The organism is Haloterrigena salifodinae, assembly GCF_003977755.1.
Classification (GTDB): domain Archaea; phylum Halobacteriota; class Halobacteria; order Halobacteriales; family Natrialbaceae; genus Haloterrigena; species Haloterrigena salifodinae.
The window spans coordinates 568258-590969 of the sequence record NZ_RQWN01000002.1 but is presented as its reverse complement, the minus strand read 5'-3'; the positions used below and the strand labels follow the sequence as shown (position 1 = coordinate 590969).

At 66.6% G+C, this 22712-nt stretch carries 23 protein-coding genes; 13 read left to right on the top strand and 10 right to left on the bottom strand.

The window, feature by feature from the left end:
• Positions 1 to 85 precede the first annotated feature (85 nt).
• The 4 genes from EH209_RS11650 to EH209_RS11635 all read left to right on the top strand — a co-directional run bounded on the left by EH209_RS11650 (position 86) and on the right by EH209_RS11635 (position 5115).
• A complete protein-coding gene (locus tag EH209_RS11650; RefSeq protein WP_126663591.1) occupies positions 86 to 1207 on the top strand; it encodes an ABC transporter ATP-binding protein in 1122 nt (373 codons plus the stop codon).
• An 83-nt stretch (positions 1208 to 1290) separates the two neighbouring features.
• Positions 1291 to 1941, top strand: a complete 651-nt coding sequence (locus EH209_RS11645) for a DUF998 domain-containing protein (RefSeq protein WP_126663055.1) — start codon at positions 1291 to 1293, stop codon at positions 1939 to 1941.
• A 69-nt stretch (positions 1942 to 2010) separates the two neighbouring features.
• Positions 2011 to 2289, top strand: coding sequence for a UPF0058 family protein (locus EH209_RS11640; protein ID WP_008892689.1), 279 nt, complete (start codon positions 2011 to 2013; stop codon positions 2287 to 2289).
• A gap of 111 nt (positions 2290 to 2400) precedes the next feature.
• Complete coding sequence (locus EH209_RS11635) at positions 2401 to 5115, top strand: DUF7527 domain-containing protein (protein WP_126663054.1); 2715 nt, start codon at positions 2401 to 2403, stop codon at positions 5113 to 5115.
• Positions 5116 to 5395: 280 nt separating this feature from the next.
• On the opposite strand, the gene EH209_RS11630 is transcribed toward EH209_RS11635, so the two are convergent.
• Entirely contained in the window at positions 5396 to 5701 is a 306-nt protein-coding gene (locus tag EH209_RS11630; RefSeq protein ID WP_008892687.1) for a hypothetical protein, read from the bottom strand.
• 357 nt (positions 5702 to 6058) lie between these two features.
• Between EH209_RS11630 and EH209_RS11625 the strand changes: the two genes are divergently transcribed.
• From EH209_RS11625 to EH209_RS11615, 3 genes are all read left to right on the top strand, one after another.
• Positions 6059 to 7438 carry an adenylosuccinate synthase gene (locus tag EH209_RS11625; RefSeq protein ID WP_126663053.1) on the top strand — a complete coding sequence of 460 codons (1380 nt, stop codon included), beginning with the start codon at positions 6059 to 6061 and terminating at the stop codon, positions 7436 to 7438.
• A gap of 80 nt (positions 7439 to 7518) precedes the next feature.
• Positions 7519 to 7716 (top strand): methytransferase partner Trm112, encoded by a 198-nt coding sequence (locus EH209_RS11620; RefSeq protein ID WP_008892685.1) that lies wholly within the window; start codon positions 7519 to 7521, stop codon positions 7714 to 7716.
• A 16-nt stretch (positions 7717 to 7732) separates the two neighbouring features.
• Positions 7733 to 8314: a DUF7524 family protein gene (locus EH209_RS11615; RefSeq protein WP_126663052.1), complete on the top strand. Its 582-nt coding sequence runs from the start codon at positions 7733 to 7735 to the stop codon at positions 8312 to 8314.
• 50 nt (positions 8315 to 8364) lie between these two features.
• Here the strand turns inward: EH209_RS11615 and EH209_RS11610 are convergent, their stop codons facing one another.
• From EH209_RS11610 to EH209_RS11595, 4 genes are all read right to left on the bottom strand, one after another.
• Positions 8365 to 9522: a DR2241 family protein gene (locus EH209_RS11610; protein WP_126663051.1), complete on the bottom strand. Its 1158-nt coding sequence runs from the start codon at positions 9520 to 9522 to the stop codon at positions 8365 to 8367.
• A 2-nt stretch (positions 9523 to 9524) separates the two neighbouring features.
• Positions 9525 to 10424, bottom strand: coding sequence for a CbiX/SirB N-terminal domain-containing protein (locus tag EH209_RS11605; protein WP_126663050.1), 900 nt, complete (start codon positions 10422 to 10424; stop codon positions 9525 to 9527).
• Between the two features lie 136 nt (positions 10425 to 10560).
• Positions 10561 to 10920 carry a BsuPI-related putative proteinase inhibitor gene (locus EH209_RS11600; RefSeq protein ID WP_126663049.1) on the bottom strand — a complete coding sequence of 120 codons (360 nt, stop codon included), beginning with the start codon at positions 10918 to 10920 and terminating at the stop codon, positions 10561 to 10563.
• Between the two features lie 80 nt (positions 10921 to 11000).
• Complete coding sequence (locus EH209_RS11595; RefSeq protein WP_126663048.1) at positions 11001 to 13193, bottom strand: alkaline phosphatase D family protein; 2193 nt, start codon at positions 13191 to 13193, stop codon at positions 11001 to 11003.
• 241 nt (positions 13194 to 13434) lie between these two features.
• Here EH209_RS11595 and EH209_RS11590 point away from each other — a divergent pair, with 241 nt between their 5' ends.
• Entirely contained in the window at positions 13435 to 14190 is a 756-nt protein-coding gene (locus tag EH209_RS11590) for a DUF2797 domain-containing protein (RefSeq protein ID WP_126663047.1), read from the top strand.
• A 314-nt stretch (positions 14191 to 14504) separates the two neighbouring features.
• Here the strand turns inward: EH209_RS11590 and EH209_RS11585 are convergent, their stop codons facing one another.
• Together EH209_RS11585 and EH209_RS11580 are read right to left on the bottom strand one after the other, a co-directional pair.
• Complete coding sequence (locus EH209_RS11585; RefSeq protein ID WP_126663046.1) at positions 14505 to 15140, bottom strand: hypothetical protein; 636 nt, start codon at positions 15138 to 15140, stop codon at positions 14505 to 14507.
• 180 nt (positions 15141 to 15320) lie between these two features.
• Positions 15321 to 15665, bottom strand: a complete 345-nt coding sequence (locus EH209_RS11580; RefSeq protein WP_126663045.1) for a hypothetical protein — start codon at positions 15663 to 15665, stop codon at positions 15321 to 15323.
• Between the two features lie 88 nt (positions 15666 to 15753).
• Between EH209_RS11580 and EH209_RS11575 the strand changes: the two genes are divergently transcribed.
• Complete coding sequence (locus tag EH209_RS11575; protein ID WP_126663044.1) at positions 15754 to 16167, top strand: hypothetical protein; 414 nt, start codon at positions 15754 to 15756, stop codon at positions 16165 to 16167.
• A 226-nt stretch (positions 16168 to 16393) separates the two neighbouring features.
• On the opposite strand, the gene EH209_RS11570 is transcribed toward EH209_RS11575, so the two are convergent.
• Together EH209_RS11570 and EH209_RS11565 are read right to left on the bottom strand one after the other, a co-directional pair.
• Entirely contained in the window at positions 16394 to 17242 is an 849-nt protein-coding gene (locus EH209_RS11570; protein ID WP_126663043.1) for a phosphatase PAP2 family protein, read from the bottom strand.
• Entirely contained in the window at positions 17242 to 19065 is a 1824-nt protein-coding gene (locus EH209_RS11565; protein ID WP_126663042.1) for an ABC transporter substrate-binding protein, read from the bottom strand. Before EH209_RS11565 ends, EH209_RS11570 begins: the two co-directional genes overlap by 1 nt.
• A gap of 256 nt (positions 19066 to 19321) precedes the next feature.
• On the opposite strand from EH209_RS11565, the gene EH209_RS11560 reads away from it, so the two are divergent.
• The 3 genes from EH209_RS11560 (at position 19322) to EH209_RS11550 (ending at position 20888) form a co-directional block, all read left to right on the top strand.
• Positions 19322 to 19603 (top strand): ribonuclease P protein component 4, encoded by a 282-nt coding sequence (locus EH209_RS11560; RefSeq protein ID WP_126663590.1) that lies wholly within the window; start codon positions 19322 to 19324, stop codon positions 19601 to 19603.
• Between the two features lie 107 nt (positions 19604 to 19710).
• Complete coding sequence (locus tag EH209_RS11555) at positions 19711 to 19959, top strand: YhbY family RNA-binding protein (protein ID WP_126663041.1); 249 nt, start codon at positions 19711 to 19713, stop codon at positions 19957 to 19959.
• The gene (locus EH209_RS11550; protein ID WP_126663040.1) at positions 19956 to 20888 is read left to right on the top strand and encodes a mechanosensitive ion channel family protein; all 933 of its coding nucleotides are present in this window, start codon (positions 19956 to 19958) and stop codon (positions 20886 to 20888) included. The genes EH209_RS11555 and EH209_RS11550 overlap by 4 nt, the downstream gene beginning before the upstream one ends.
• A 36-nt stretch (positions 20889 to 20924) precedes the next feature.
• Here the strand turns inward: EH209_RS11550 and EH209_RS11545 are convergent, their stop codons facing one another.
• Positions 20925 to 21713, bottom strand: coding sequence for a LolA family protein (locus EH209_RS11545; RefSeq protein ID WP_126663039.1), 789 nt, complete (start codon positions 21711 to 21713; stop codon positions 20925 to 20927).
• Between the two features lie 282 nt (positions 21714 to 21995).
• On the opposite strand from EH209_RS11545, the gene EH209_RS11540 reads away from it, so the two are divergent.
• On the top strand, positions 21996 to 22655 hold the full coding sequence (locus tag EH209_RS11540) for a MaoC family dehydratase (protein ID WP_126663038.1): 660 nt from the start codon (positions 21996 to 21998) through the stop codon (positions 22653 to 22655).
• Positions 22656 to 22712 lie beyond the last annotated feature (57 nt).

Sequence of the window (22712 nt, the reverse complement as noted above, 5' to 3'; positions counted from 1 at the left end):
ACCCGCTCGGAACTGACCGGCAGCTATACGGGTTTTATCGACGTTCCAATCGAGTAGAGACCGACGGATGCCAGGGGAGCGATCGATGGCGAACGGACAACTACACACGACGGCGACCGGCGATCGACGACCGGCTCTCGGGAGCGGCGACACGGTGCTCGAACTCGAGAGCGTCGCCAAGCGCTACGGCGCCGAGACGGTCATCTCGGACCTCTCGCTGTCGGTCCGCGAGGGCGAGATCCTGACGCTGCTGGGTCCGTCGGGCTGTGGCAAGACGACGACGCTTCGTCTCGTCGCCGGCCTCGAGCGACCCGACGCCGGCCGGATCGATCTCCAGGGCGAGCGCGTCACGGGGGCCGATCGGTTCGTTCCGCCGGAAGAACGCGACGTCGGCGTCGTCTTCCAGGAGTTCGCGCTGTTTCCCCATCTGACTGCCCGCGAGAACGTCGCTTTCGGCCTCCGGGACCGGGACGAGCGGGAACGCGACGCGCGCGTCGACGAACTGCTTGACCTCGTCGGCCTCGAGACTCAGGGCGGCGCCTATCCGGACGAACTCTCCGGCGGCCAGCAACAGCGGATCGCGCTGGCCCGCGCGCTCGCGCCCGAACCGGAGCTGCTGTTGCTCGACGAGCCGTTCTCGAATCTGGACGCCGGCCTCCGCGTGGAGATGCGCGAGGAGGTCCGCCGGATCATCACGGAGACCGGCGTCACCGCGGTCTCCGTGACCCACGACCAGGAGGAGGCGCTGTCGATCTCGGACCGCGTCGCCGTACTGTGCGACGGCGGTATCGAACAGATCAATCGACCCCAGACGGTTTTCCAGCGGCCGGACTCCCGCTTCGTCGCCGGCTTTCTCGGTCACGCCAGCTTCCTCGCGGGCGAGGTCCGCGCCGACGGCGTCGACACCGCCATCGGTCGCGTCCGCCGCGACGCCGTTACTGACCTGACCGGACGACACGACGGTGCAACCGTCGATCTGCTCGTCCGTCCCGACGACGTGACGGCCGCGCCGGCCGACAGCGGAGCGGCCGACGGTCGCGTCGTTTACCGGCGGTATCTCGGGCCGACCGCGCTCTACCGCGTCGAACTCGAATCGGGCGAGACCCTCGAGTGTATGCACAACCACGCCGACCGGATCGACGTCGGCGAACGCGTCGCCGTCCGCGTCACCGCCGACCACGACCTCGCCTGGTTCCCCGCAGACTGAGTTCCGCCGTCGCCCGAATCCCTTGTTCCGTCTCGGTCTCCGGTGGGGACAGCTTGATGTCCGCCTCGCGTAATTTCGAACGCATGGACGCGCTCTCCCGGCGACGCGCCGCGACGGCGTGCGGGCTCGCCGCCCCCGTCGTCGCCCTCGGCGCGATCGTGCTCGCGACGCTGGTGGCCGCCCCGGAGACGTTCTCCTGGCGCGCTCGAGCGCTCTCGGAGATGGGGCGCTACGAGACCCAGACCTTTCCGCTGTTCAACGGCGGGCTGATCCTCGGCGGCTTGCTGGGCGTCCCCTTCGGCTGGCGGCTCTGGCTGGCGGCACGGAACGGCCTCGAGCGCCTCGGCGCCGCCCTGCTGTGGGCGGCGACGGCCGCCCTGGTCGGTATCGGCGTCTTCTTCCTCGGTCACGACGCGTTCTATCTCGACACCGAATTCCACACGCCGGTCGCCCTACTGTTCTTCGGGATCGCGCCGTTTGCACAGTGGGTGTACGGAAGCGGACTCGTGCTCGCCGGCGACGTCCGACTCGGTCTCGTCTCCGTCTGGCTCGGCATCGTCCACCCGCTCTGTTGGCTCGGGTGGCTCGCGAGCCGCGCCGGCGCCGAGGGGCCGTCGGCGTGGTTCGCCATCCCAGAATTCGTCGCGGCCGTCGCCTTCGGAAGCTGGGTGTTCGCACTGGCCGCGGAGCGGTATCGACGGGACTCCTCCAATCGGGAGAAATCGGCGGACTGAGCGCTCCGTTCGGGTATTGTACCTGTCTCGCACACAACGCTTAAGCCCGAACCCTTCGTATACGCGACCATGCATAAAGACGAACTCCTCGAGCTACACGAAGAACTCGTCGTCATTATGGAGTACTTCGCCCAGCGGGAGGACGTCGATGAGGAACTGTTCGAGCCGTACCGCCAGTTGGACGTCGATCCCTCCCACGTCCACAAATCGAAAAGCGAGCACAAACACGCCGTCTTCGTGCTCGGCAACGCCTTGGCGAAGGGAATGAGCGAGGACGAGTTCTCGAGCGCTGGCCGGATCGGCAAGCGGATGAAGGAACTCGCCGAGGACGCCGAGTCCAAAATCTGATCGACGCTCCGCCGCGACCGGCACCGATCTCCTCGAAGTAACGGAGACAGTATCTAAAAGCAGACTGTATCTAGGCGAAACGTATTTGGTGCGGTTCCCGCTTGTTGTGGTATGGAACCGCGCACGCAAGAGCGCGTCGAACAATGGGATTTCCGCCCGTTCAGCGGCGGCTACGACGGTCTCTCCGATCTCGCCGACGCCGATTTCTCCGGCGCCGTCTCCGCCGCCGGCACGTGGCTGTTCATGTTAAACGGCCGCATCGTCGGAGTCCTCGATGGCGCTATCGAGGACTTCGAGGCCGCGTCGGGCACCCGCTACGAGGCACCTGATCCCGCGCTCCCGCTGCTCTGTACGATGGAAGAGCACGGCGGCGAGACGCGAGCAAAGTACTACACCAACGAGACGCCGCTCCGAGAGGTCGACGAGACCCTCCAGAGCGGCTCGTTTACGGGCTACGTCGAATTGAGCGAGAACGTCCTCAGCGGCGATTACTACGCCGTCTACTACGGCGGTCGCCGGATGGCTGCCGCCTACGTCGGGAACGCCGAACGCCTCTTCACTGGCGACGAGGCGTTCGAACGGGCCGCAGACGAGGTCGGGATCTACGAGGTTCGCGACGTCGAGATCGAGGTCACCGACGTTCCGGGAACGCAACCGGACTCGAGCGCGAGCGACGCCAGCGACGGAAACGCCGGCAACTCGAGTCCCGCGACGGGAGCGAACTCCGGCGCCGCCGACGCGCGGGCCGAACCGAGCGCCGATCCGACCGAGTCGGCCCTCGACTCGATCGACATCTCCGGCTCGGAGCCGGAGCCCGGCCCCGCCGAGACTGAGACCGAGACCGAGGCCGACGGAGCCGCGAGCGCGCCGCTCGAGGACGTCACGATCGGCGGCACGACGACCGACGACGCCGCGGCGGACGCGCCCGACAGCGACCCATCGACCGAGCCGTCGGGGATCACCGCGACCGACGCGGAGCCGCTCGACTCGGACCCCGCCTCAAGCGGGATCACCGACGCGGAGTCGGCCGACGCGGCCGAGCCGGTCGGCGCCGTCGGCGATCGATCGGTCGCGGACGAACCGGTCGACGCAGCCGAGTCGGTCGACGAACGCGACCGGCCGTCGGCGGACGATCGAACCCAGCCGGCGGAGACGACGACCGAAGCACGGACCGAGACCGTCGACGAGGGCGCTCGAGCCCGTTCGGCGTCCGACGCCGACGCCGATGCCGATGCCGATGCCGAGCCCGACGCTGAGACGGGGGCCACCGCCGGCACCAGTCCGGACCTCGCCGAGGTCGAAGCTGCCGCAGAGCAACTCGAGCAAAACGACATCTCCTGGACCGAAGACGACGTCGCGGACTCGCCGTCGGACGACGACGCCGGAGCGGCTGACGCTGGGGCGACGGCGGACGCCGTTCCGAAGTCGGATCCGACGGATGCCGCGACATCCAAACCGGACCCGACCACAGCCGCAACGGCAGAGCCGGCGGTGACGGCGGCTCCGGAGCCGGACGCCGAGGACGCCGAGGAGACCGACGAACGGTTCGATCAGGAAGCGCAGTGGCGCGAGACGCGCAGCATTCCGTCGATCGATCCGGACAACAGCCAGTCCGACGACTCGAGTCGGGCGGCCAGCCGCGCCGAGACGGGCCAGCGGAGCCGCGCGCGCCGCGAGACCGAAACGGATCAGAACGGCCAGCGCCGCCGGACAGCCGGGGAGGCGACGCGACAGCAGTCGAGCCGGCAGCCACAGGAGACCAACGCCGCCCGGAAGCGCCGGCCGCAGAAAGCAGAGCGGGCCGACGCCCCCAGCGGCGGGTCCAGCGCCGACGCCGGCCCGGCGGCTGCTGAAGCGAGCGACGCCAACGACGACCGCGTAGCCGAACTCGAGGAGCGCGTCGAGACGCTCGAAGAGCAACGCGACGAACTCGTCGCCGCGGCCGAGGAACTCGAGGCCGAACGCGATCGGCTGCAGTCGGAAAACGAGGAACTCTCCTCGACGATCGACCGCCTTCGGTCCCGGATCGAGGAACTCGAGACCGAACTGGAGCGAGCCCGCGAGGCCGACACCGGGACCGAGGCGACGGCGGCCGCGAGCACGCAGCTCTCGGCCGACCGGGCGCTGGCCGACACGAACCTCTTCGTGCGGTACGCCTCGAAGAGCCAGCCGACCCTCGAGTCGGCTCACGGCGGCGAGAGCGACCGTTCGGACGTCGCCGCGAACCTGCGACTCGAGCACCACACTGGGTTCGACGCAGCCGACGTAGCCGTCGACGGTCAGCCTTACGAGGAGTTCCTCGCCGGGACGATGGAACACCGGTTCGTCGATTGGCTCACCAGCACCGTTCTGTTCGAGATTCGCGACACCGGCAACGCCGACGGGCTGGGCGATCTCTACGACGCGATCCCGCAGATCGACCGCGCCGAACTGGACGCGACGATCTCGCTGCAGGACGACGAGACCGAGGACGTCCCCGAGCAGGTCCGCTTCGACGTCGTCGCCTTCGACAAGATGGGGAACCCGCTGCTGGTCGCGAACCTGAACGACTCGCGCGAGCCCGCGACACAGGGGATGCTCGAGGAGATGGAGGAGGCCGCCTCGGCGGTCAAGGCCAACTATCCGGACCTGGCGGCGGCGGTCGTCGTCACCTCGAGTTACTTCGAACCCGGCGCGCTCGAGGTGGCCGAGCAGGCGACCAGCGGGGGGCTGCTGAGCCGCGGCTCGAAGATGAGTTACGTCAACCTCTCCCGGAAGACGGGCTATCACCTCTGTCTGGTCGAGTCCCGTTCCGAAGGGTTCCACATGAACGTCCCCGAGTTGTAGGCGGGCCGCGGGCAGCTATCACCGTTTCAGAACGCCGTTTTCCGCTCGTCGTCGGACACGTATTGACGACGCTTTCGCAGTAGTGCTGCCGAATAACGTCGCGACTGTTAGCGGTGCGTAGCTGTGCGAAAACCGGAGGTAGTCGACCGGTCCGGTCGATCCGTCGCGGTCGGCGTGCCGTGGCGGTCGGACGGGCGGCTCGCGCGGCAAAACGTTTCCCCGAGCCTCGAAGCGACTCGAACCGTTCGGGCGGCGCGTATCGAGAGCGTGGGGAGAGAGACTAGCCTTCGATTTCGGCGACGTCTTCGATCTTCATGCCGTCGAGCTTGTCCATGATGTCGTCGAGCTTGTCGTCGAGTTCGTCGACGAACTCCGCGGTGCGCTCGGTCTTGATCGCACCCTGACTGGAGGGCTCGATGAGGTTCTCCTCCTCGAGGACGCGCAGGGAGTAGCGGACCTTGTGGTGGGGGTAACCCGTCTCGTTGGACATCTTCACGATTCCGATCGGCTCGTTCTCGATGACCATCTTCAGGACCTGAAGATGTCGTTCCAGCATATCAACTTCCTTCTCAAGTCGGTCTATCATGGCATTTGTTAACTTGTCTTTGGGACCTTTAAAAGTTACTCTCGGCGACTGTCAGGCCACTCTCAACTGAACGATCATTCCTGTCAGTAGTTAACGCTTCGGGTTCCGGTGGGTGGTCCGCGCCCGAAACCCCGAAATCGTTAATGAACGTTCGCAACGCGTCCGGATTCGAACTCGGATTTGGACCCGCCGACCGGACGCGATCGACCACGAGGTGTGGTCTCGCGGCCACCGATAAGAGCGTATCGTTCGAACCCGGATCGTCTCGCGGCTCTACTCGCGACGGTGTACAGCCCGTTCCGGGGGCCCGTCCATACCGTAATCTGTTTATCGGCACGGCAAGAACCCGCCGCTGTTATGACCGTCACTATCGTCGGGTCGCAACTCGGCGACGAAGGCAAGGGCGGAGTCGTCGACGTCTATGGCGACCCCGCTGACGTCGTCGCCCGGTATCAGGGCGGCGACAACGCAGGCCACACCGTCGTTCACGACGGTGAGGAGTACAAACTATCGCTCGTCCCGTCCGGCGCTGTTCGGGGGAAGGTCGGCGTCCTCGGTAACGGCTGCGTCGTCAATCTGCGAACGCTGTTCGACGAACTGAACACGCTTCAAGAGAAGGGACTCGATCCAGATGTCCGGATCGCGGAGCGCGCCCACGCCATCCTGCCGTTCCACCGCGTCCTCGACGGCATCGAGGAGGACGTGAAGAGCGAATCCGACCAGGAGGTCGGGACAACCGGCCGCGGTATCGGGCCGACCTACGAGGACAAGGCCGGGCGCCGCGGCGTTCGCATCGGGGACCTGCTGGACCCCGACGTCCTCCGCGAGCGACTCGAGTATGTCGTCCCGCAGAAGCGCGCGCTCGTCGAGGAGGTCTACGACATCGACGTCGACGACCTCGACGATCCCGACGCGTTCGACGTGGACGCGCTCTACGAGGAGTTTCGTGACTTCGGCGAGCGCCTCGAGGAGGAGAATATGACCGTCAACGCCGGCACGTTCCTCTCGGACGCCATCGCCGACGGACAGAACGTCATGTTCGAGGGCGCACAGGGAACGCTCATCGACATCGACCACGGCAACTACCCGTACGTTACGTCGTCGAACCCGACGGCAGGTGGCGCCGCGACGGGAACGGGGCTCGGCCCCGGCGTCGTCGGCGACGGAGAGATCATCGGGATCGTCAAGGCCTACCTCACGCGCGTCGGGAGCGGTCCGCTTCCGACCGAACTCGGCGGCGTCGTCGGTGACACGCCAGGCTACGACGAGGAGACCGAGGGGCGAAACGAGGACCTCGCGACGTACATCCGCGACGAGGGCGGCGAGTACGGTACCGTCACCGGCCGTCCCCGACGCGTCGGCTGGCTCGACCTGCCGATGCTTCGCCACGCCACCCGCGCGAACGGCTTCACCGGTCTCGCGGTCAACCACATCGACGTGCTCGCGGGGCTCGACGAGGTACAGGTGGGCTACACCTACGAACTCGACGGCGAGGAGGTCCGAACGATCCCCTCGACGACCGAGGAGTGGGGCCGGTGCGAGGCGAACCTCCGGAGCTTCGAGGGCTGGCCCGAGGTCGACTGGAGCGAGGTCGCCGACGAGGGGTACGACGCCATCCCCGAGAACGCCCGCACCTACCTCGAGTTCATCAGCGACGAACTCGACGTCCCCATCTACGCCGTCGGCGTCGGCCCCGGTCGCGAGGAGACCGTCGTCGTCGAGAACCCCTACGAGTAACGCGACGATTCGGGGACTCGGCCGCCGGGTCGCGCCCGCGTTCCCGAAACCTTTTGCTGGATGCGGCCACCGTTCGTACTATGCAAGAGTCGTTGCTGGAGATCCTCTGTTGTCCGCTGGACAAACACGAGCTGGAACTCGAGGACGCCGACCGCGACGATGCGGACGAAATCATTGGCGGCGACCTCGTCTGTACCGAGTGCGGCGAGCGCTACCCGATCGAAGACGGCATTCCGAACCTGCTGCCGCCGGACATGCGCGAAGAGACGCCGGCCTAACCGGGGAACGCCATTCGTGTCAACCGAGGTCACCGTCCACGTCAACCGCGGCTCGTCCGACTCGCTCGAACCGAGCGTCGACAGCGTAGAGACCCGCGGCTCCTTCGACCTGCGCCTGGAGAGCCACGGCGCCCCCGCGCACGTCCACTGCCGGCTTGACGGCGGCCTCGAGCGAATCGCCGCGCTCGAGACGCCGAACTACTACGTCGAGGGCGACGGCGAGACGGTCGTCCCCGTCCGCGTCTCCGCGGAGGCGATCGACGAGCCGATCGACGGCGCGCTCGAGGTGCTGACCGGCTACGGCGCCGAATCCGTCGTCGTTCCCGTCACCGTCGGTCCCGTGCCGGACGGGGTCGACGTGGACGAATCGTTCGCCGAACCCAGACGCCCGGACTCGGGCCCGTCGCCGACGGGTCTCGACCGGCTTCTCTCCTCGAACGGGCTCGATCCGGGGACGCTCGCGATCGCCGTCCTCGGCCTCGTCATGGCCGCGATCGGGACGCTGACCGCGGCTTCGATCGGCGGTCCCGTCGCCACCGCTGCCGCTGTGGTCGTCGTCGCCGGCGTCGTCGCGGTGCTGTTGCTGTTGGTTTGGTAGGCGGTGACGCGACGGCCGGGATCCGAGTATCGAGTACCCGGCGGTCAGTCTCAGTCGTCGATTCGTTTGGCCTCGAGGTTCCCCTCTTCGTCGAACCGCTTGGCCCGCAGGTAGCGCGCCCGGTAGCGGTTCGCGCCGTCGTTGACGTCGGCTTCGCGGATCTCGTCGGTTCGGCCCTCAGCGACGGCGTCGATCAGCTCCGCGAGCTGGTTGTACTCGCTGGCGGTCAACTCGAGTTCGTAGGTGCGTTCCTGCTCGGACTCGAGGATGGTCCACTTGCGGGCGGCGGCAACGACCAGCGAACACGGCTCTCGGCAGGGGAACGGGCCGTCGCCGCCGTCGACGTCGAGCTCGTCGTCCTCGTCGAACTCCCACTCGCGCCGGCGCAGGCACTGCGAGTCGACGCAGCAAGCCTCGGCCATCCACTCGACGCCCTCGCGGGGCATTTCGTCTAAGACGTCGTAGATACCGGTCTGGCGCTCGGCGGTCTTGGTCCAGTGGTCGACGTCGAGCGTCCCTCGCAGTTCGCGGTGCCAGTTGGCGACCGTCGCGGGGTAGAAGAACTCGACGGTCTCGACGAGCTCCCCGCCGGAGAGGCCGGTGAAGGCCCACCCCGAGGGAAGCGTCGGCGCCGTCTTCAGCGGCCGGTAGCGGCCGTCTCCATCGTAGGTCGCGATCTCGCGGGCGTCGCGCGGATCGTCGTACACCTCGAGGTCGGCGAGGTCGCTGCCGGCGTCGTCGACGTGCCAGAGGTCGTAGACGCGCTCGCCGGCGGGGTCGTCGTCGGCGTCGTCGACGAGTCGCGCGGTGATACACAGTTGGCCCCACTCGCGGTCGAGGCCGTCCCGAAGTGCGTCGTAGCGCTCGGGGACGGACAGGGGGTCGTCGACCGACGGATAGGCGTCGGTCTCCTCGTCGCCGACTTCCTCGACCTCGAGCGGCGCGCGCTCACACCACCGGAGGAACGCCCGGCGGGCGGTTCCCTCGCCGCCGACGGACCGCTGCCAGTAGCGCCAGTTCGTGACGTAGTCGGAAAGCGGCTCGAGGGCGTCCGCGAGGTCGTCGGCCGCGAGGCCGGTCCACTCCTCGTCGGGGGTCTCGAGCGCGTAGTCGTCCGCGGCGCGCTCGACCCGGAAGCCGTCGAATGCGACCGCGCCGTCGTCGACGGTCTCGAGCAGCGCCTCGACGCTGGCCGGTGTCGCCGTCACGATCAGTCACCCGGCTCCGCGCTCGGTTCGGGATCGGCGCCGGTCTCGAGGCTGGCCGCCTCGCGGACGGACTCGACCGCGTCGCCGATATCGGCGCCGGCGTCGGCCGCGCGCTCCAGGATTACGTCGGCCATCAGCCCCTCGGTGCCGACGGCGCCGGCGTACCAGATCCGGTGGCCGTCGACGTCGCTCGGCACATCCCAGCCCAGCCGGTAGTCCTCGGTCAGCCCCATGTCTTCGGGGATGTCCTCCTGGGTGTGGTAGCCGTCGGCGATAAAGAGCGGGACGACGACGATGTCCTCGGTCTCGAAGTAGTCGGTCACGTCGTCGACCTCAGGTTCCTCGTCCATGAACAGCGCCTTGGCTTCGTCGAACCGGTCCATCTCGCGGATGCGCTCGGTGTGGTACTCGATGGCCTTCGCGGAGTTCTCGTTGCGCTCGGTGCCGTGGCCGACGACGGCTAGCCCGACCCCGTCGCCGACGTCGGGATCCCCTGTGACGGACTCGGCGCGCTGGACGATCACGTCCGTCATCGCGTCGTGGGTCCCGACCGGACCGCAGTAGTGGATCGTCTTGCCGACATCCTCGGCCTCGAGGGTGACCTGCGAGGCGCTCGTGCCGTCGGAGTCCCACTTCTCGGGGTCCCACTCCTCCAGGCGGAGTTCGCGGGGGATAACCTGCTCGGTGAAGTAGCCCTCGCTGATGAAGAGGGGGACGACGAACACCTCGTCGGACTCCAAGGTGCGGATCACCTCGCGGAAGTGCGGTTCCTCCTTCCAGAAGGCCTCGCGGACCTCGTCGAACGCGCCCGTCTCGCGGACGGTGTCCGCGTGGGCGTAGGTTGGGTCCGAGGCGTCGGGATTCAGGTGCGAGCCGTGCGCCGCGATGACCAGCGCTTGCATGGCCGACCGTTCGGACGGAGCCAATTTATACCCTATGGAGAAGCCCAATAGTTCTACTCCGAAACGCGAACGAGTGTTGCATAGTTGGGAAAACTGATTTCAGAAATGAGAACCTCGTTCGGACGGACGCGGCCGATCACTCCGGAACGGCGAGCGGCGTGTGGGCCTCGCACGACGCCTCCTGGGCCCGCAACTCGGCGGTCGCGGTGTACGCGCCCGGCCGCGGTCGTTCCCACTCGGCCTCGTAGGTCGACGACTCCCCGGGTGCGAGCGCCTCCCGGCTGAGCATCTGGGCGAACATCCGCCCCTCGGTAAAGCGCCAGACCTCCCGGTCGCCGTCGCGAACGACGAACTCCGCCTTACACATGTCCGAGAACTGCAGTTCGACGGGCTCAGAGCCGGCGTTAGTTACGGTAAACGCGAACGCGACGTCGCCCGGTCGCGGTCCGCCGTCGGCCGTCGATACGTCCGCCTCGAGCGTCCCCTCGAGTGTCATGGACGTGGGTTCGCAGGTGAACGGGATAGCTCTTCGCTCGCGACGCGGCTGATCGGCCGACTCGAGGCCGGCCGAGTTCCCTACTTCGTCAGGACGACGTTGTCGAGGTAGCTGGTGTCGTCGCCGGAGCGGTACTCGCCGCGGATGCGCAGTACCTCGAGGTCGGCGAGGACCTCGCGGAACCGTTCCTCGGTAGCGAGTGGCTCCCGGCTCGTCAGACCGATCCAGGGCTCGTCGGCCGAGAGCGACACCTCGTAGGAGGTCCACTCCTCGCCGGGGTCGTCGTCGGCGCCGCGGAACTCGTAGACGAGTTTGCGATCGCCGCTTTGCAACAGCACGTCGCCGCCCTCGACGGGCTCGGCGTCGAACTGCTGGTCGGCCGGCTCCTGCCGGAGATCGAACGAGAGGGTCCCGCCGTAGAACGCCTCGCGGTCGCCGAGGTACTCGAACGGCGCCTGGTAGTACCAGGCGACGCCGCCCTTGTTTTCCGCGTCGCCGATGTGGCCGCCGGGGTTGCCGCCGGTCCCGTGGTAGACCGGCCGGTTGCTCCCGCCGTTCTGGGAGACGAGCCAGCCCTCGGCGTCCTCGTCGAAGGTGCTCTCGATGCGGTCCGGGTTCTCGGGATCGGCCGCGGCGTCGATATCGGACGTGCTGATCGTCTTCGTGAACTGTTCGGTCCCGTGCTCGTCGTAGATGCCGATCGTGAGGGTCTCGCCCGACTCGGCGACGTCGACGGTGGCGAAGTTCCGGTACTCACCCTTCGCGAAGAACTCCGTCGGGTTGAGCGCGGGATAAAGATCGTCGGGCTCGCCCGCGGGTGCGCCCAGCGGTCCGGCGACGGCCTCGAAGAATTCGAACTCGCCGTCGTCGTCCGGGTCGTACGCGCTCACGACCGACTTGTGGACGTCGCCCGCGACGACGACCAGGTTCGAAACCGGCTCCGTCTGGACGTGTTCGACGACCTCGAGCAGTTCCGCCTCGTAGCCGGTCGGGTCCGCCTCGGTCGCCCACGAGTCGGAGGGATAGCCCAGCGGGGCCGGCGAGGCGAGGAGCTTCCACGTCGCGTCGGAGTCGGCGAGCGCTCCCTTCAGCCACTCGAGTTGCTCCCGTCCGAGCAGCGTCTTCGAGTCCAGATCGACGTTCGGATCGCGGTACTGGCGCGTGTCGATGAGGAACAGTTCGACGTGTTTCCCCCAGCGGAAGGAGTCGTAGAACCGGTTTGATTCGCCGGGATCGGCGTCGTCGTCACGGTCCAGCGGCCAGTACTCGCGGAAGGCCCGTCGCCCCTCGGGCATCAGCGGCTCGATCGGCCCCGCGAAGTTGTTGATGACCTCGTGGTCGTCCCAGACGGTGTAGACCGACGTCGACTGCAGCAGTTCCTGCAGGTTAGTCTGCTCGGCGACCTCGGCCGGCGGATCGCGCATCTCCTTGTACTTCCCGCGGTAGATCTCGAGGGCCTCGTCAATCGGGGTGTCCTCGGTGACCTTGCCGGCCGGCGTCAGCGCGTCGGCGTAGATCGTGTCCCCGTGGTAGAGGAAGAAGTCCGGATCGCACTCGGCGATCGTCCGCAGCCCCGGAAACGGCGGTTCGACGGGGTCGTCGCCATAGCCCCACGTGTCGCCGCTCCAGGCGAAGGAGACGGCCGCCTCGTCGTCAGGCGCCGGGGCCGTGACGAACGTCCCGCTTTCGACCGCCTCGGGGATCGCGTCGGCGATCCGATCGCCGTCGCCGCGACCGTCCTCGTCCGGTCGCTTCTTCGGTCCGCGACCCTTTCCGGGATGGTCGTCGTTCCCTTTTCCTTTCCCTTTCGACCCTCCGGGGCTGCGTCCCTTCGGTCCGCCCGTTCGACCGTTCAGCGGCCGGTAGGCGGTCTCCCCCGCCGTCGCCCAGACGTGGTATCGGTAGCGCGTGTTCGACTCGAGGGACTCGAGTCGGAGCTGGCCCGTGGTGTCGGTCTCGGCGTCGACGGTCGTCCGATCGTAGCCGACGCGGTCGAACGACTGGTCGGGGCTGTAGGCGACGTGGATCGTCGCCGCCTCGGCCGCTCGCGCCCAGACGACCGCCGTCGTGGCGGTGACGTCGCCGACCGCGACGCCGTGAGAGAGCGACACGAGGTCGGCGTCGCTACTCGCGGTCGTCGACTCTGCCGAATCCGATTCTCCGGCCGCCGTACCCATCAAGCCGGCCGTCGTTGCCAGCCCGATCGTCTGCAGAAACGCCCGTCGATTGTCCGTCCCCGCTTCGGTTCGCTCGTCAACGTGTGTGTCCGTCATGACTGCGATACTTTCCGCACCGGATTCCAACAATAGCTTATATAATTTGTATACTGTAAGGTACGTCGGCTGTGAACGTCTGGAATCCGGGCCGTACCCGTACGTAGCCCGAGCATGACCCACGAACGCGCACAGAGTAACAGCGGCCGTAACCGCGGTCAGTTGCGGCTGCGTTCGATCCGGCGCGCTCTCGAGGACCGGGAGCGCTACGCCTATTTGCGCCCAGCCCGAACCCGCGGGCGTGCAACTGGTCGGCTACGAACCGAGCGGCCGCGGATCGATGCTGCTGGTCAGCGACGGCGACGCGGTCGAGGGGCGGCCGCTCGAGGCCGGCGCCGAGCTCGGCTACGCGCTCGGCGAGCGCCACTGCGCCGGGACGATCGACGATGACGGCGGCCACGTCGACTGCGACCGACCGTCAGCGCCCTACTGCGAGTTCCACACGAGCACGTGGGTCTGTGCCCGCTGTACTGGCACCTGTCTGAAAGACGAGATGGACTGCTACGAGGAGCACGCGGTCTACGTCGCCGCCTTCGCACCGGACACGTTCAAGGTCGGCGTCACCAAGTCCCGCCGCCTCGAGACCCGCCTGCGCGAGCAGGGCGCCGATCGGGCAGCCCACATCCACACCGTCTCGAACGGCCGGATCGCCCGCGAACTCGAGGCCGAGATCGCCGAGCGGCTGGTCGACCGCGTCCGAACGCCGACGAAGGTGGCTTCGCTTGCCGCGACGGTCGACGAAAGCGCGTGGGACGACGTGCTGACCGAGTTCGACGTCATCGACCGGTTCGACTTCGACTACGGGCTGGGTCTCGAGGCCCAGCCGGTGCCCGAGACCATCGCCTCGGGGACCGTCGTCGGCGTGAAGGGGCGACTATTGGTGCTCGAGACCGGCGGGACGACCTACGCCGTCGATATTCGGGATCTGGTCGGCTACGACGTGACTGTAGGCGAGACGAACCGGAACCTGCAGTCCTCGCTCGGCTCGTTCGGCTAGTCGATGTATTTGGTTGGTTTCCCTCTCGAGCAGTCTCTTGGTGACTTTCTCGAGTGTTTTGTGAAGAAGACTGTTCTCGAGAGTACCGCTACTCGTGGCAACGAGGAGTAGCCACTCCCTTCCCAGCCGATTCGTTCGGTCACTTCGTTCCCTCACTCATCCGCTGTCAGAGCAAGCTCTGACAAGTCTTCGCTCGCGGGGCTCGCGAAGACCTCGCGCAAGTCCGTGTCGCGGCTCACCAGTGGCTCACCGCGGCACAGCGCGCGCCACCGCACGCCGATCAGTAGCTCGCTGAAGAAGAACTCGAGGCCGCTCTAATAGACCAGTTTCACGTCGCCGGTGTCGCCCCAGCGCTCGAGTCGGTCGTCCTCGACGCCGTACTCGATGCTATAGGGGGTCTCCATCTCCCAGCCCTCGTCGGCGAGGTGAGCGGCGGCTTCCGCGGCTGCGTCGCCGTACCGGTCGCCCCGGTGGAAGTGCGAGGACGTGAGATCGACGACGTCCAGATGGGCGTGGATCGCGACCCGATCCTCGTCGACTGCCCAGATGTGGACGTGGTTCCACTCGTCGCCCAGTCGCGGCCGCCGAAACGAGTGGTCCGGCGGGACGAGTTCCTCCCGCTCGCCGTCCCACGCCCGTGCGGTCGCGTCGGGGAAGACCCGCGTCCACTCGAGGTTCCCGAATCCGGAGAAGCTGTCTTCGACCGTCGACAGCGCCGCCCCACCGCTCGAGTCCTGCGCGTGGATGTTGATCGGCAACACGGGGTTCCACTCGTCGTCACTGTCGGGTTTGTAGAGACAGCGCGGATAGTCGGCCTCGCTGTCACGCTCGAGGTCGACGACCGCGTCGGCGGGCGACTCCGCCGCGCTCGCAAGGCCGGTCCCGCTCCCGACGGCGACCGCGCTTCCGAGTCCGGCGATCGCTTCGCGTCTGGTCAACTCCGGCGTCACGGTCGGTCACCGACGGTGGCGGCGTCGCCGACAGCGATTCCGTCCAGCGGTTTCGAACTCACGACGATCCGTTGGGCCACTCCCGCTACAAGCGTTCGGCCTTGGTGCTCGTGGTTGACTGCTGACGGTGCGTCTTGAGGTCGATCACGCGAGGAACGGGAACCGACCCTAGCCGCGTCCTTACGGCCCGATTCCCTCCACCGGGACCTCCGTCTCGCAGTTTGGACAGGCCGCGTGCTCGTCCGACCCGGTGTAGGTCCACGTCTCGCCGCAGTCGTGGCAGGTCAGTTCCGTGCCGTCGCCCGACGCCGTTTCCGTCCCCGTTCTCTCGGGATCGGTCCGCATGTTTCGAACCCGCGAGAGGACGGTCGCGGCGTCGTGGAGCGTCGCGTCCTCGAGCGGAACGGCGTGGTCGCCGTCGTCGGCGACGAACCAGTAGTCGGCCGCGTCGGCATCGGCGGCGGCGACGACTGCGTACCGTCCCTCGCTGACGATCGGCTCTCGGTCGGTGGTGGGCTCGGGCATAGATGCCGTACCACGCTACGCCAGTTCCCTCTTGTGCACGCACTGGCCGAACGCGATCGATCGGCCGGCGGCGCTCGAAGTCGAAAACATGGCAATCCTTTTCCGCGGCGATCCTGAATCCGAGGGTATGTCCGACGAAAACGAATCCGACGCCAACGGCGACGAGGGCGAGGAGAAATCCTTCCGGGAGCGAGTCGAGGAAATCCGCGAGAAACGCGCCGAAGAGGGCGAAGGTGAGGGCGAGCCGCCCGAGAGCCCGTTCGGCGGCGGCGGTGGCCCCGGCGGCATGGGCGGCGGCGGCAACCCCTTCGCGCAGATGATGGGCGGAATGATGGGCGGCGGCCCGGGCGGCCCCGGCGGCATGGGCGGCGGCCCCGGCGGTCGCGAGGAGGAGAGCGTCGGCAACGAGGAACTTGTCCGCGAAGTCCGCCAGCTCCGCGACGAGATGCGCGACCAGACCCGCGCACTCAAGCGGATCGCCGACGCGCTCGAGGACAACTGAGCCGACTGCCGACTATCGACTGCAACTGCAACTGAACGACGTCGTTTCTGCCGTCGATCGGCGCCGGCGCCGATCGCTCCGTTCTGCACCGGCCAGCGACGCGTCCGCCCGCGGTCACGGGTCCGATATCAGCGACTACAGCGGCTTTGGAGACGGTTTCTCGAAGTACAGCCGTCGGCGACGAATCGGAACAAGTGCCGGCCCGCGACCGTGGTCGGCCACAAAATTAGCGTCCCAGCCGGTCGCGGACGGCGTCGAGCGAGTCGTCGTCCAGCCGATCGAAGAGGTCGGTAAGCGACCAGCGGCCGACGAGCATATTGGAGAGGGCGACGCAGACGCTCGCGAGGACCAACCCGAAGAAGACGTCCGTCCCCCAGTGGATCGCCAGATACATCGTCGAGATGATGACGCTGATCGCGATGAAGACGGCGACGGGGAACCACTTCGGATACTCATCGCGCGTGTAGTAGGCGAAGATGCCGACCGTCGCGGAGAGCGAGGTGTGAAGCGACGGGAAGACGTTGGTATTGCGGTTGACCTCCCCAGTGAGGTACTGGTACTTCGGATTGTTGTCGTACAGCATCGTCTCAGCGACGAACTCGGGGAGGATGTTCCGCGGCCCGTACGCGATGACCAGCACGTACAGGACGACGCCGAGCGCGTAGTTCAACGAGTAGGCTGTCAGCAGACGGCGGAACATCGTGGTATCCGAGAGCGCAAAGTACGCTAGCGGCGTGAAGAGCAACAGGAACGTGTAGCCGTAGATGTAGCTCGCCGTGAAGTATTCGGTGAGCAGCGGGGTCGCGATGTCCTGGAAGATCAGGACGAACTCGCCCTCGATCGAGCGGATCGTCTCGGTCATGTAGAACCCGACGTTCGGCTCATTTTGGCGCATATACCGGTTGAGAACCAGTACGGAGCCCAGAAGCAGGAGCGCCGGTGCGGACGTCCGTAGCCGCGGACGAAGCTCCGAAACCGTCTGCGACAGTCGCTCCCGGCCGATGAACACTCCGGTCGCAACCGGGAGGACGAACCCGATGACGATCGCCACTTGCGTCAGTACCTCGGCTAACATCAGTATCGCCCCTGCAGTCGATTCTCGTCGTCGGTGTAGTAGCCGGCCGCCTGAAACGCGTCGTGCGCCGCGTTGACGTTGAGCGTCCCGTCGGTACCGGCGAACGGCGTCTCGGGGTCCGCGCCGTCCCACGCGAGATCATCGGGCGTCCACTCCTCGGTCACCGGCGCCGCGAGCGGCTCCGCGTGACCGCCGAAGACTTCGCTCGCGATCCACTCCTTGTCGATCAGCCGACAGATCGCGCGTCGGAAGTGGAGGTTGCTACACGGCGGCGCCCGCGCGTTGAACCCGATGTGGTAGAACGTCCACGAGGACGACTCGAGCCGTTCGACGTCGGGGTCGTTCTCGGGAATGTCGCTGAGCGAGTACGCTTCGAGCATCGACGACGTGACGTCGGCGTTGCCGCTGGCGACCCGCGAGATGGAAGACGGGCTGCCGGGATCGACGGTAAATCGGAGCTCGTCGACGAGCGGCGCGAGAAGGTGGTCGCTCTCGACGTCCTCGCGCAGCGTGAAGTGATCGTTGAACCGCTCGAGCGTGAGGTGGTCCCGTTCGGAATTGTTCTTGAACTGGTAGGGACCGCTCCCGGTCGGATCGATCGAGTCGCTGGTGACCAGACTCCAGGATCCTTGCGGCGCCGAAAACTCCTGAGAGTTGCTGAGCCGGTCCTCGAGTTCCGATTGCCAGACGTGTTTCGGGAGGATCGGGGCGGTAAACGCGCGTTCACAGACGTCCGTGCCGGCGGCCGCAGTGATCCGCAGCGTGTACTCGTCCTCGATTTCGATATCGTCGATCGCGCTCGCGTGACCGCGATAGCGGGGCGGCGGCGACGGCGACGCGCGGCCGAGTACGGTATCCTGGAAGAACTGGTAGGTGAACTCGACGTCCGCCGCGGTAACCGGTTTGCCGTCGTGGAACCGACAGTCCTCGCGGAGCGAAACCCGCGCGGTCGTCGTCGGTCGGGTCGGCTCGGTCGTCTCCTCGGCGTCAGCCTCGTTCGCTTCGGAACCCGTGACCCACTCCCAGGAGTCGGCGAGCCACGGCAGGACCTCGCCGTCGACGACGGTGCCGAGCGAGTCGTACAGCAGGTCGACGACCGTCCCCCGTTCCCGGACCGTCGCCGAGATCGGGTTGACGTTGACCGACGGTCTGGCGTCGGTCACGAGCGCGTTCAATCGCTCGACGCCGGCATCTGGCTCGAGGCCGAGATAGCCGCGTCGCGTCGCGAGGTGACCCTGACCCCAGCCGTCGAAGCGGGTGGTGTTGGCGACCCGGATCTCGTCGGGACGACAGATCGGATCGAACGGTTTCTCGTCTGCAACACCGCGGAGTACATTTGCTAAGCGTTGCTTGCGCTTCTCACCATCGGCCCGGCGTTGATCCTCCAGCAGGGTGTCGAAGGCCATGCTGTCGAACCCGAAGGGGTTCTGCCAGCCGGCCTCGTTTGCGTACGTGGAGTGAAGGGCTTCATAGAGGAAGTCCGGATCGTAATCGGCGGGATGCTGACCGACGTAGATATCGAAGTCGTGGTCGATCAGGACCGTTTTGAGGAAGTCGGTAGGAGAGCGCGCCTTGAGGGTCACGTCCACGCCGAGCGACTCGAGGTGGGACTCGAGGTGATAGGCGATCCGGATACTTTCTCGGTCGGCGTCCGCGGGGACTGTCACGATGGAGAGCGACAATTGGTCGGTACCGTCCTGATCGACGACGCGTCTGACCGTATCGATGCAGCCGCTCAGAGAGAGCGAGAGCCCGGCTGCGCCCGCAGCTAGAACGGAGCGTCGATCGACGCCATCAACAGGATCGGTTGGGTTACAATTCATTCAGTCTATTACACCTCTTTGCTGTTGATATATAACAATATTGCGTACTACAATCGGCTATGGGGCACGGTCAAAAACTTTTCCAATCGGCCGTATTTCCGGCTGGAGGATGCAATGTATGGCAATTGATGACGCAGGACAGAACGGACGGACGGGCCGGATCTCGACGACGCCGCGACCGCGTTCGTCGGCGATCGGACTCGATCATCGACTGCGAGAACACAACATCAATAGGCGAACCGCCGAAAGGGAGGGTATGGACGTCGCCGCCGAACGGATCGAGCGCCTCCACGACCTGGCTCGAGCGGCGGCTGCCGACGACGAGCACGATCGGGCCCGCTACTACGTTCGCCTCGCGCGCCGCGTGGCGGAACGAAACCGGCTCACGCTGCCGCGGACGTTTCGACGCTTCACCTGCGACCGCTGCGACGCGTACCTTCGGCCCGGCCGAAACGCCCGCGTTCGACTGCAGGACGGCCACGTCGTGATCACCTGCGACTGCGGGGCCCACACGCGGTATCCGTACGAAGATCAGTAGGGTTCGAAACGCCGACGCACGGGGCCCAGTCAGGGCCTCGAGAGTGCCCGTTTCCCTACCGTTCCGATTCGAGAAGATTCAAACGGCTCGGACGGGTAGAGGTGGCTATGGATACGCAAGCCCTCAAACAGCAGGCACACGACCTCGACGTCACCGTCTGGGTCGGCAAGAGCGGTATCGACGCGGTCGTCGACGAACTCGACGACCAGCTCGACGACCGCGATCTCGTGAAGGTCAAACTCCTCCGCGCGGCGCGGGCCGGCAGTTCGACCGAGGAGAAGGCGGCCGATCTCGCCGACCGCGTCAACGCCGAACTGATCGAGACGCGCGGACACACTGCCGTCTTCTATCGATGAGCCCCGCGGCCGATCCCGCCCGCGTTCTCGCACAGGCGAACGGGTTAGGTCCGATCGGTCGCACGCTCGAGGAGGCGGGAATCGCCGACGGCGCGCTAGCCGCGAGCGCTGCGAGCGTGCTCCGGTTCGCGGTCGCCGTCGTCGCCATCTGGTTCGTCGGTCGGACGGTCGTCTTGCCGCTGATCCGACGGGCGCTCGACAGACGGGGCCTCGACAAACACGCCAAGAACCCGCTGTTGATGTTATCGCGGTTCGGCGTGCTCTTTTTCGGAATCGCCGTCGCCTTCGGTTTCGCCGGCTTCGGAAACTTCCTCGTGTCGATGGCCGGCATCGCGGCGGCCGGGGCGCTGGCGATCGGTCTCGCCATGCAGAACGTGATCTCGAACTTCGTCGCGGGCGTGTTCATCTACACCGACAAGCCGTTCCGGATCGGCGACTGGATCGAGTGGGACAACGGCGACTACGCCGGCGTCGTCGAGGACATCAGCCTCCGCGTGACTCGCGTCCGGACGTTCGACAACGAGTTGCTCACGGTGCCGAACTCGGCGCTCACCGACAACGTACTCAAGAACCCGGTCGACGCCGACAAACTCCGACTGAAGTTCGTCTTCGGGATCGGCTACGACGACGACATCGAACGGGCGACCGAGATCATCGTCGACGAAGCCGAGCGCCACCCCGACATCATGGACGACCCCGCACCCTCCGTCCGACTGACGGAACTCGGGGACTCCGACGTCGGCCTCCAGTCGCGGTTCTGGATCGCGAACCCGTCTCGAGCCGACTTCGTCCGAACGCGCGGCGAGTACGTCACCGCGGTCAAACGGCGCTTCGACGAGGAGGGGATCGACATCCCCTATCCGGTTCGCACGCTCGAGGGCGGATTCCAACCCAAGGAAGGGCGACACATCGGCCAGCCGGCCGAATAACCCCGATCGGCGGTCGGGAACCGGCTTCGACGGACGCTACTCTGACGGGAGTTCTTGGACGACGGCGTCTTCGGGCGGCTCGAACGCGAACGTCTCGTCGTCGAGCCCCTCGTTGAACGAGACCGTCTCGAACTCGTGGACCAGCTCGTGGCGCTCGCCGTTCGGCCCCTCGTAGACCAGCCGTTCCTTCAGCGGATAGTCGTACTCAGAGTCGATCCAGAGCTGCTGTTCGACGATGGTGAGATCGTCGGGTGCCTCGACCGTCTCGACCGCGTAGACGTACTCTGTATCGCCGACGAGCACCGAGATGCCGCGCTCGACGGCTTCCTCCTTCGCCTCGACGTCGAGCACGTGGGCCTCGCGATCGGCGATCTCCTCCGTTCCCTCGTACTCGAGGTCGTACCACTGGCTGTAGTCGGCGGCCTGCTCGGCGCGGTCGGCCCGCACCGCGTCGTTGTCGAAGGACTCGTTCGGTTCGAACCGCTGTGCCATCTCCGACTGGGGATAGTACCACCACGTCGCCGACGCGTTCGAGACGTACTGGTCGCCCACTCGGCCGGGGGTCGTCGACTCGAGTACCTCGTCTCGGTAGTCGACGTAGGGTCGTTCGGCGACGCGAAGCGTCTCGGTGCTCGTGCCGTTGCTGCCGTTGACCGTTACCGTGACCTTGCCGGAGACGTCCTCGAGGTCGTCGCTGTGGACGAACGTCGACTCGAAGAGAGACTCCGGCTCGGGTTCGTTCGTGGGCGGTGCGACGGCGACGCAGCCGCTCGTGAGGACGACCACGAGCACAGCGAGAACGACCGCGGCTCGACGGGATTTCATGTGATCAGTCACTTTACAGCACAGTCCTAAGTTTTTCTATCCGCACGGGGACGAAGATCCATCTCTGATGTGCGAATCCGAGTCGACCACCCACGGACCCGTACCCGGCTGCGAGGTCGGCGGTCGGCCGCGGACCCGACTCGGCCCGCGACTGTCAGCACCCGATTACAGTGCGCCCGACACTACCAACGTGTTTTGGCGATGCTACAAAGAGTTAGCCGTCCGAAAAACGGCCCGGGCCGAGCCGAGACGCCGACTGGACCCACACACACTCGAGAACCTATGAGCAGTAACTGTCCGGACTCCGACGCTACCGACAGCACGATGACGCCGAACCAGCAGTGGTCGAGCGTTTCGAAACACGTCGTCAACAGTTACGTGGAAGCGAACAACGCCGTCCTTGCCGCGATGGGCCTGACCACGTCGTCGGGCGCCGAGGGCCCGACGGCGGACGGCGAGCCAGAGACCGTCGAGACACCGGTCGTCGAAGTTGCGTACAGTGACGAGGCGTGGATCATGGAGCGTTCGACCGACAGCTACGACGACCTCGGCGTCGGCGACTACGTCCGATTTACGAAGCCGATCGCGGAGACCGACGTCTCCGCGTTCGCGCAGGTCTCGGGAGACACGAACCGCCTGCACCTGTCCGACGAGTTCGCCACCGACACCCAGTTCGGCGGCCGGATCGCCCACGGCACGCTCGTCGCCGGAACGATCAGCGCCGCCCTGGCCCGGTTCCCCGGACTGACGATCTACCTCTCGCAGGACCTCGAGTTTCAGGCCCCCGTCGAGATCGGCGAGACCGTCACCGCCGCCTGCGAGATCGTCGAGGGACTGGGCGACACCCGCTACCGCCTGCACACGACCGTCGAGAACGCCGACGGAACGACGGTCATCGACGGCGAGGCGGTCGTGGTCATCGACGAACAACCCGACTCCTGAGTCGTTCTCCCGTTCGACTCGTTCGTCCCACGGAACCGCCGCGGGAACGACGGCGCC

Excerpts from the sequence above, each read along its gene's own strand:
- EH209_RS11650 (WP_126663591.1), top strand. The coding sequence starts at position 86 with ATGGCGAACGGACAACTACACACGACGGCGACCGGCGATCGACGACCG.
- EH209_RS11645 (WP_126663055.1), top strand. The coding sequence starts at position 1,291 with ATGGACGCGCTCTCCCGGCGACGCGCCGCGACGGCGTGCGGGCTCGCC.
- EH209_RS11640 (WP_008892689.1), top strand. The coding sequence starts at position 2,011 with ATGCATAAAGACGAACTCCTCGAGCTACACGAAGAACTCGTCGTCATT.
- EH209_RS11635 (WP_126663054.1), top strand. The coding sequence starts at position 2,401 with ATGGAACCGCGCACGCAAGAGCGCGTCGAACAATGGGATTTCCGCCCG.
- EH209_RS11630 (WP_008892687.1), bottom strand. The coding sequence starts at position 5,701 with ATGATAGACCGACTTGAGAAGGAAGTTGATATGCTGGAACGACATCTT.
- EH209_RS11625 (WP_126663053.1), top strand. The coding sequence starts at position 6,059 with ATGACCGTCACTATCGTCGGGTCGCAACTCGGCGACGAAGGCAAGGGC.
- EH209_RS11620 (WP_008892685.1), top strand. The coding sequence starts at position 7,519 with ATGCAAGAGTCGTTGCTGGAGATCCTCTGTTGTCCGCTGGACAAACAC.
- EH209_RS11605 (WP_126663050.1), bottom strand. The coding sequence starts at position 10,424 with ATGCAAGCGCTGGTCATCGCGGCGCACGGCTCGCACCTGAATCCCGAC.
- EH209_RS11600 (WP_126663049.1), bottom strand. The coding sequence starts at position 10,920 with ATGACACTCGAGGGGACGCTCGAGGCGGACGTATCGACGGCCGACGGC.
- EH209_RS11595 (WP_126663048.1), bottom strand. The coding sequence starts at position 13,193 with ATGACGGACACACACGTTGACGAGCGAACCGAAGCGGGGACGGACAAT.
- EH209_RS11580 (WP_126663045.1), bottom strand. The coding sequence starts at position 15,665 with ATGCCCGAGCCCACCACCGACCGAGAGCCGATCGTCAGCGAGGGACGG.
- EH209_RS11575 (WP_126663044.1), top strand. The coding sequence starts at position 15,754 with ATGGCAATCCTTTTCCGCGGCGATCCTGAATCCGAGGGTATGTCCGAC.
- EH209_RS11570 (WP_126663043.1), bottom strand. The coding sequence starts at position 17,242 with ATGTTAGCCGAGGTACTGACGCAAGTGGCGATCGTCATCGGGTTCGTC.
- EH209_RS11565 (WP_126663042.1), bottom strand. The coding sequence starts at position 19,065 with ATGAATTGTAACCCAACCGATCCTGTTGATGGCGTCGATCGACGCTCC.
- EH209_RS11560 (WP_126663590.1), top strand. The coding sequence starts at position 19,322 with ATGGACGTCGCCGCCGAACGGATCGAGCGCCTCCACGACCTGGCTCGA.
- EH209_RS11555 (WP_126663041.1), top strand. The coding sequence starts at position 19,711 with ATGGATACGCAAGCCCTCAAACAGCAGGCACACGACCTCGACGTCACC.
- EH209_RS11550 (WP_126663040.1), top strand. The coding sequence starts at position 19,956 with ATGAGCCCCGCGGCCGATCCCGCCCGCGTTCTCGCACAGGCGAACGGG.
- EH209_RS11545 (WP_126663039.1), bottom strand. The coding sequence starts at position 21,713 with ATGAAATCCCGTCGAGCCGCGGTCGTTCTCGCTGTGCTCGTGGTCGTC.
- EH209_RS11540 (WP_126663038.1), top strand. The coding sequence starts at position 21,996 with ATGAGCAGTAACTGTCCGGACTCCGACGCTACCGACAGCACGATGACG.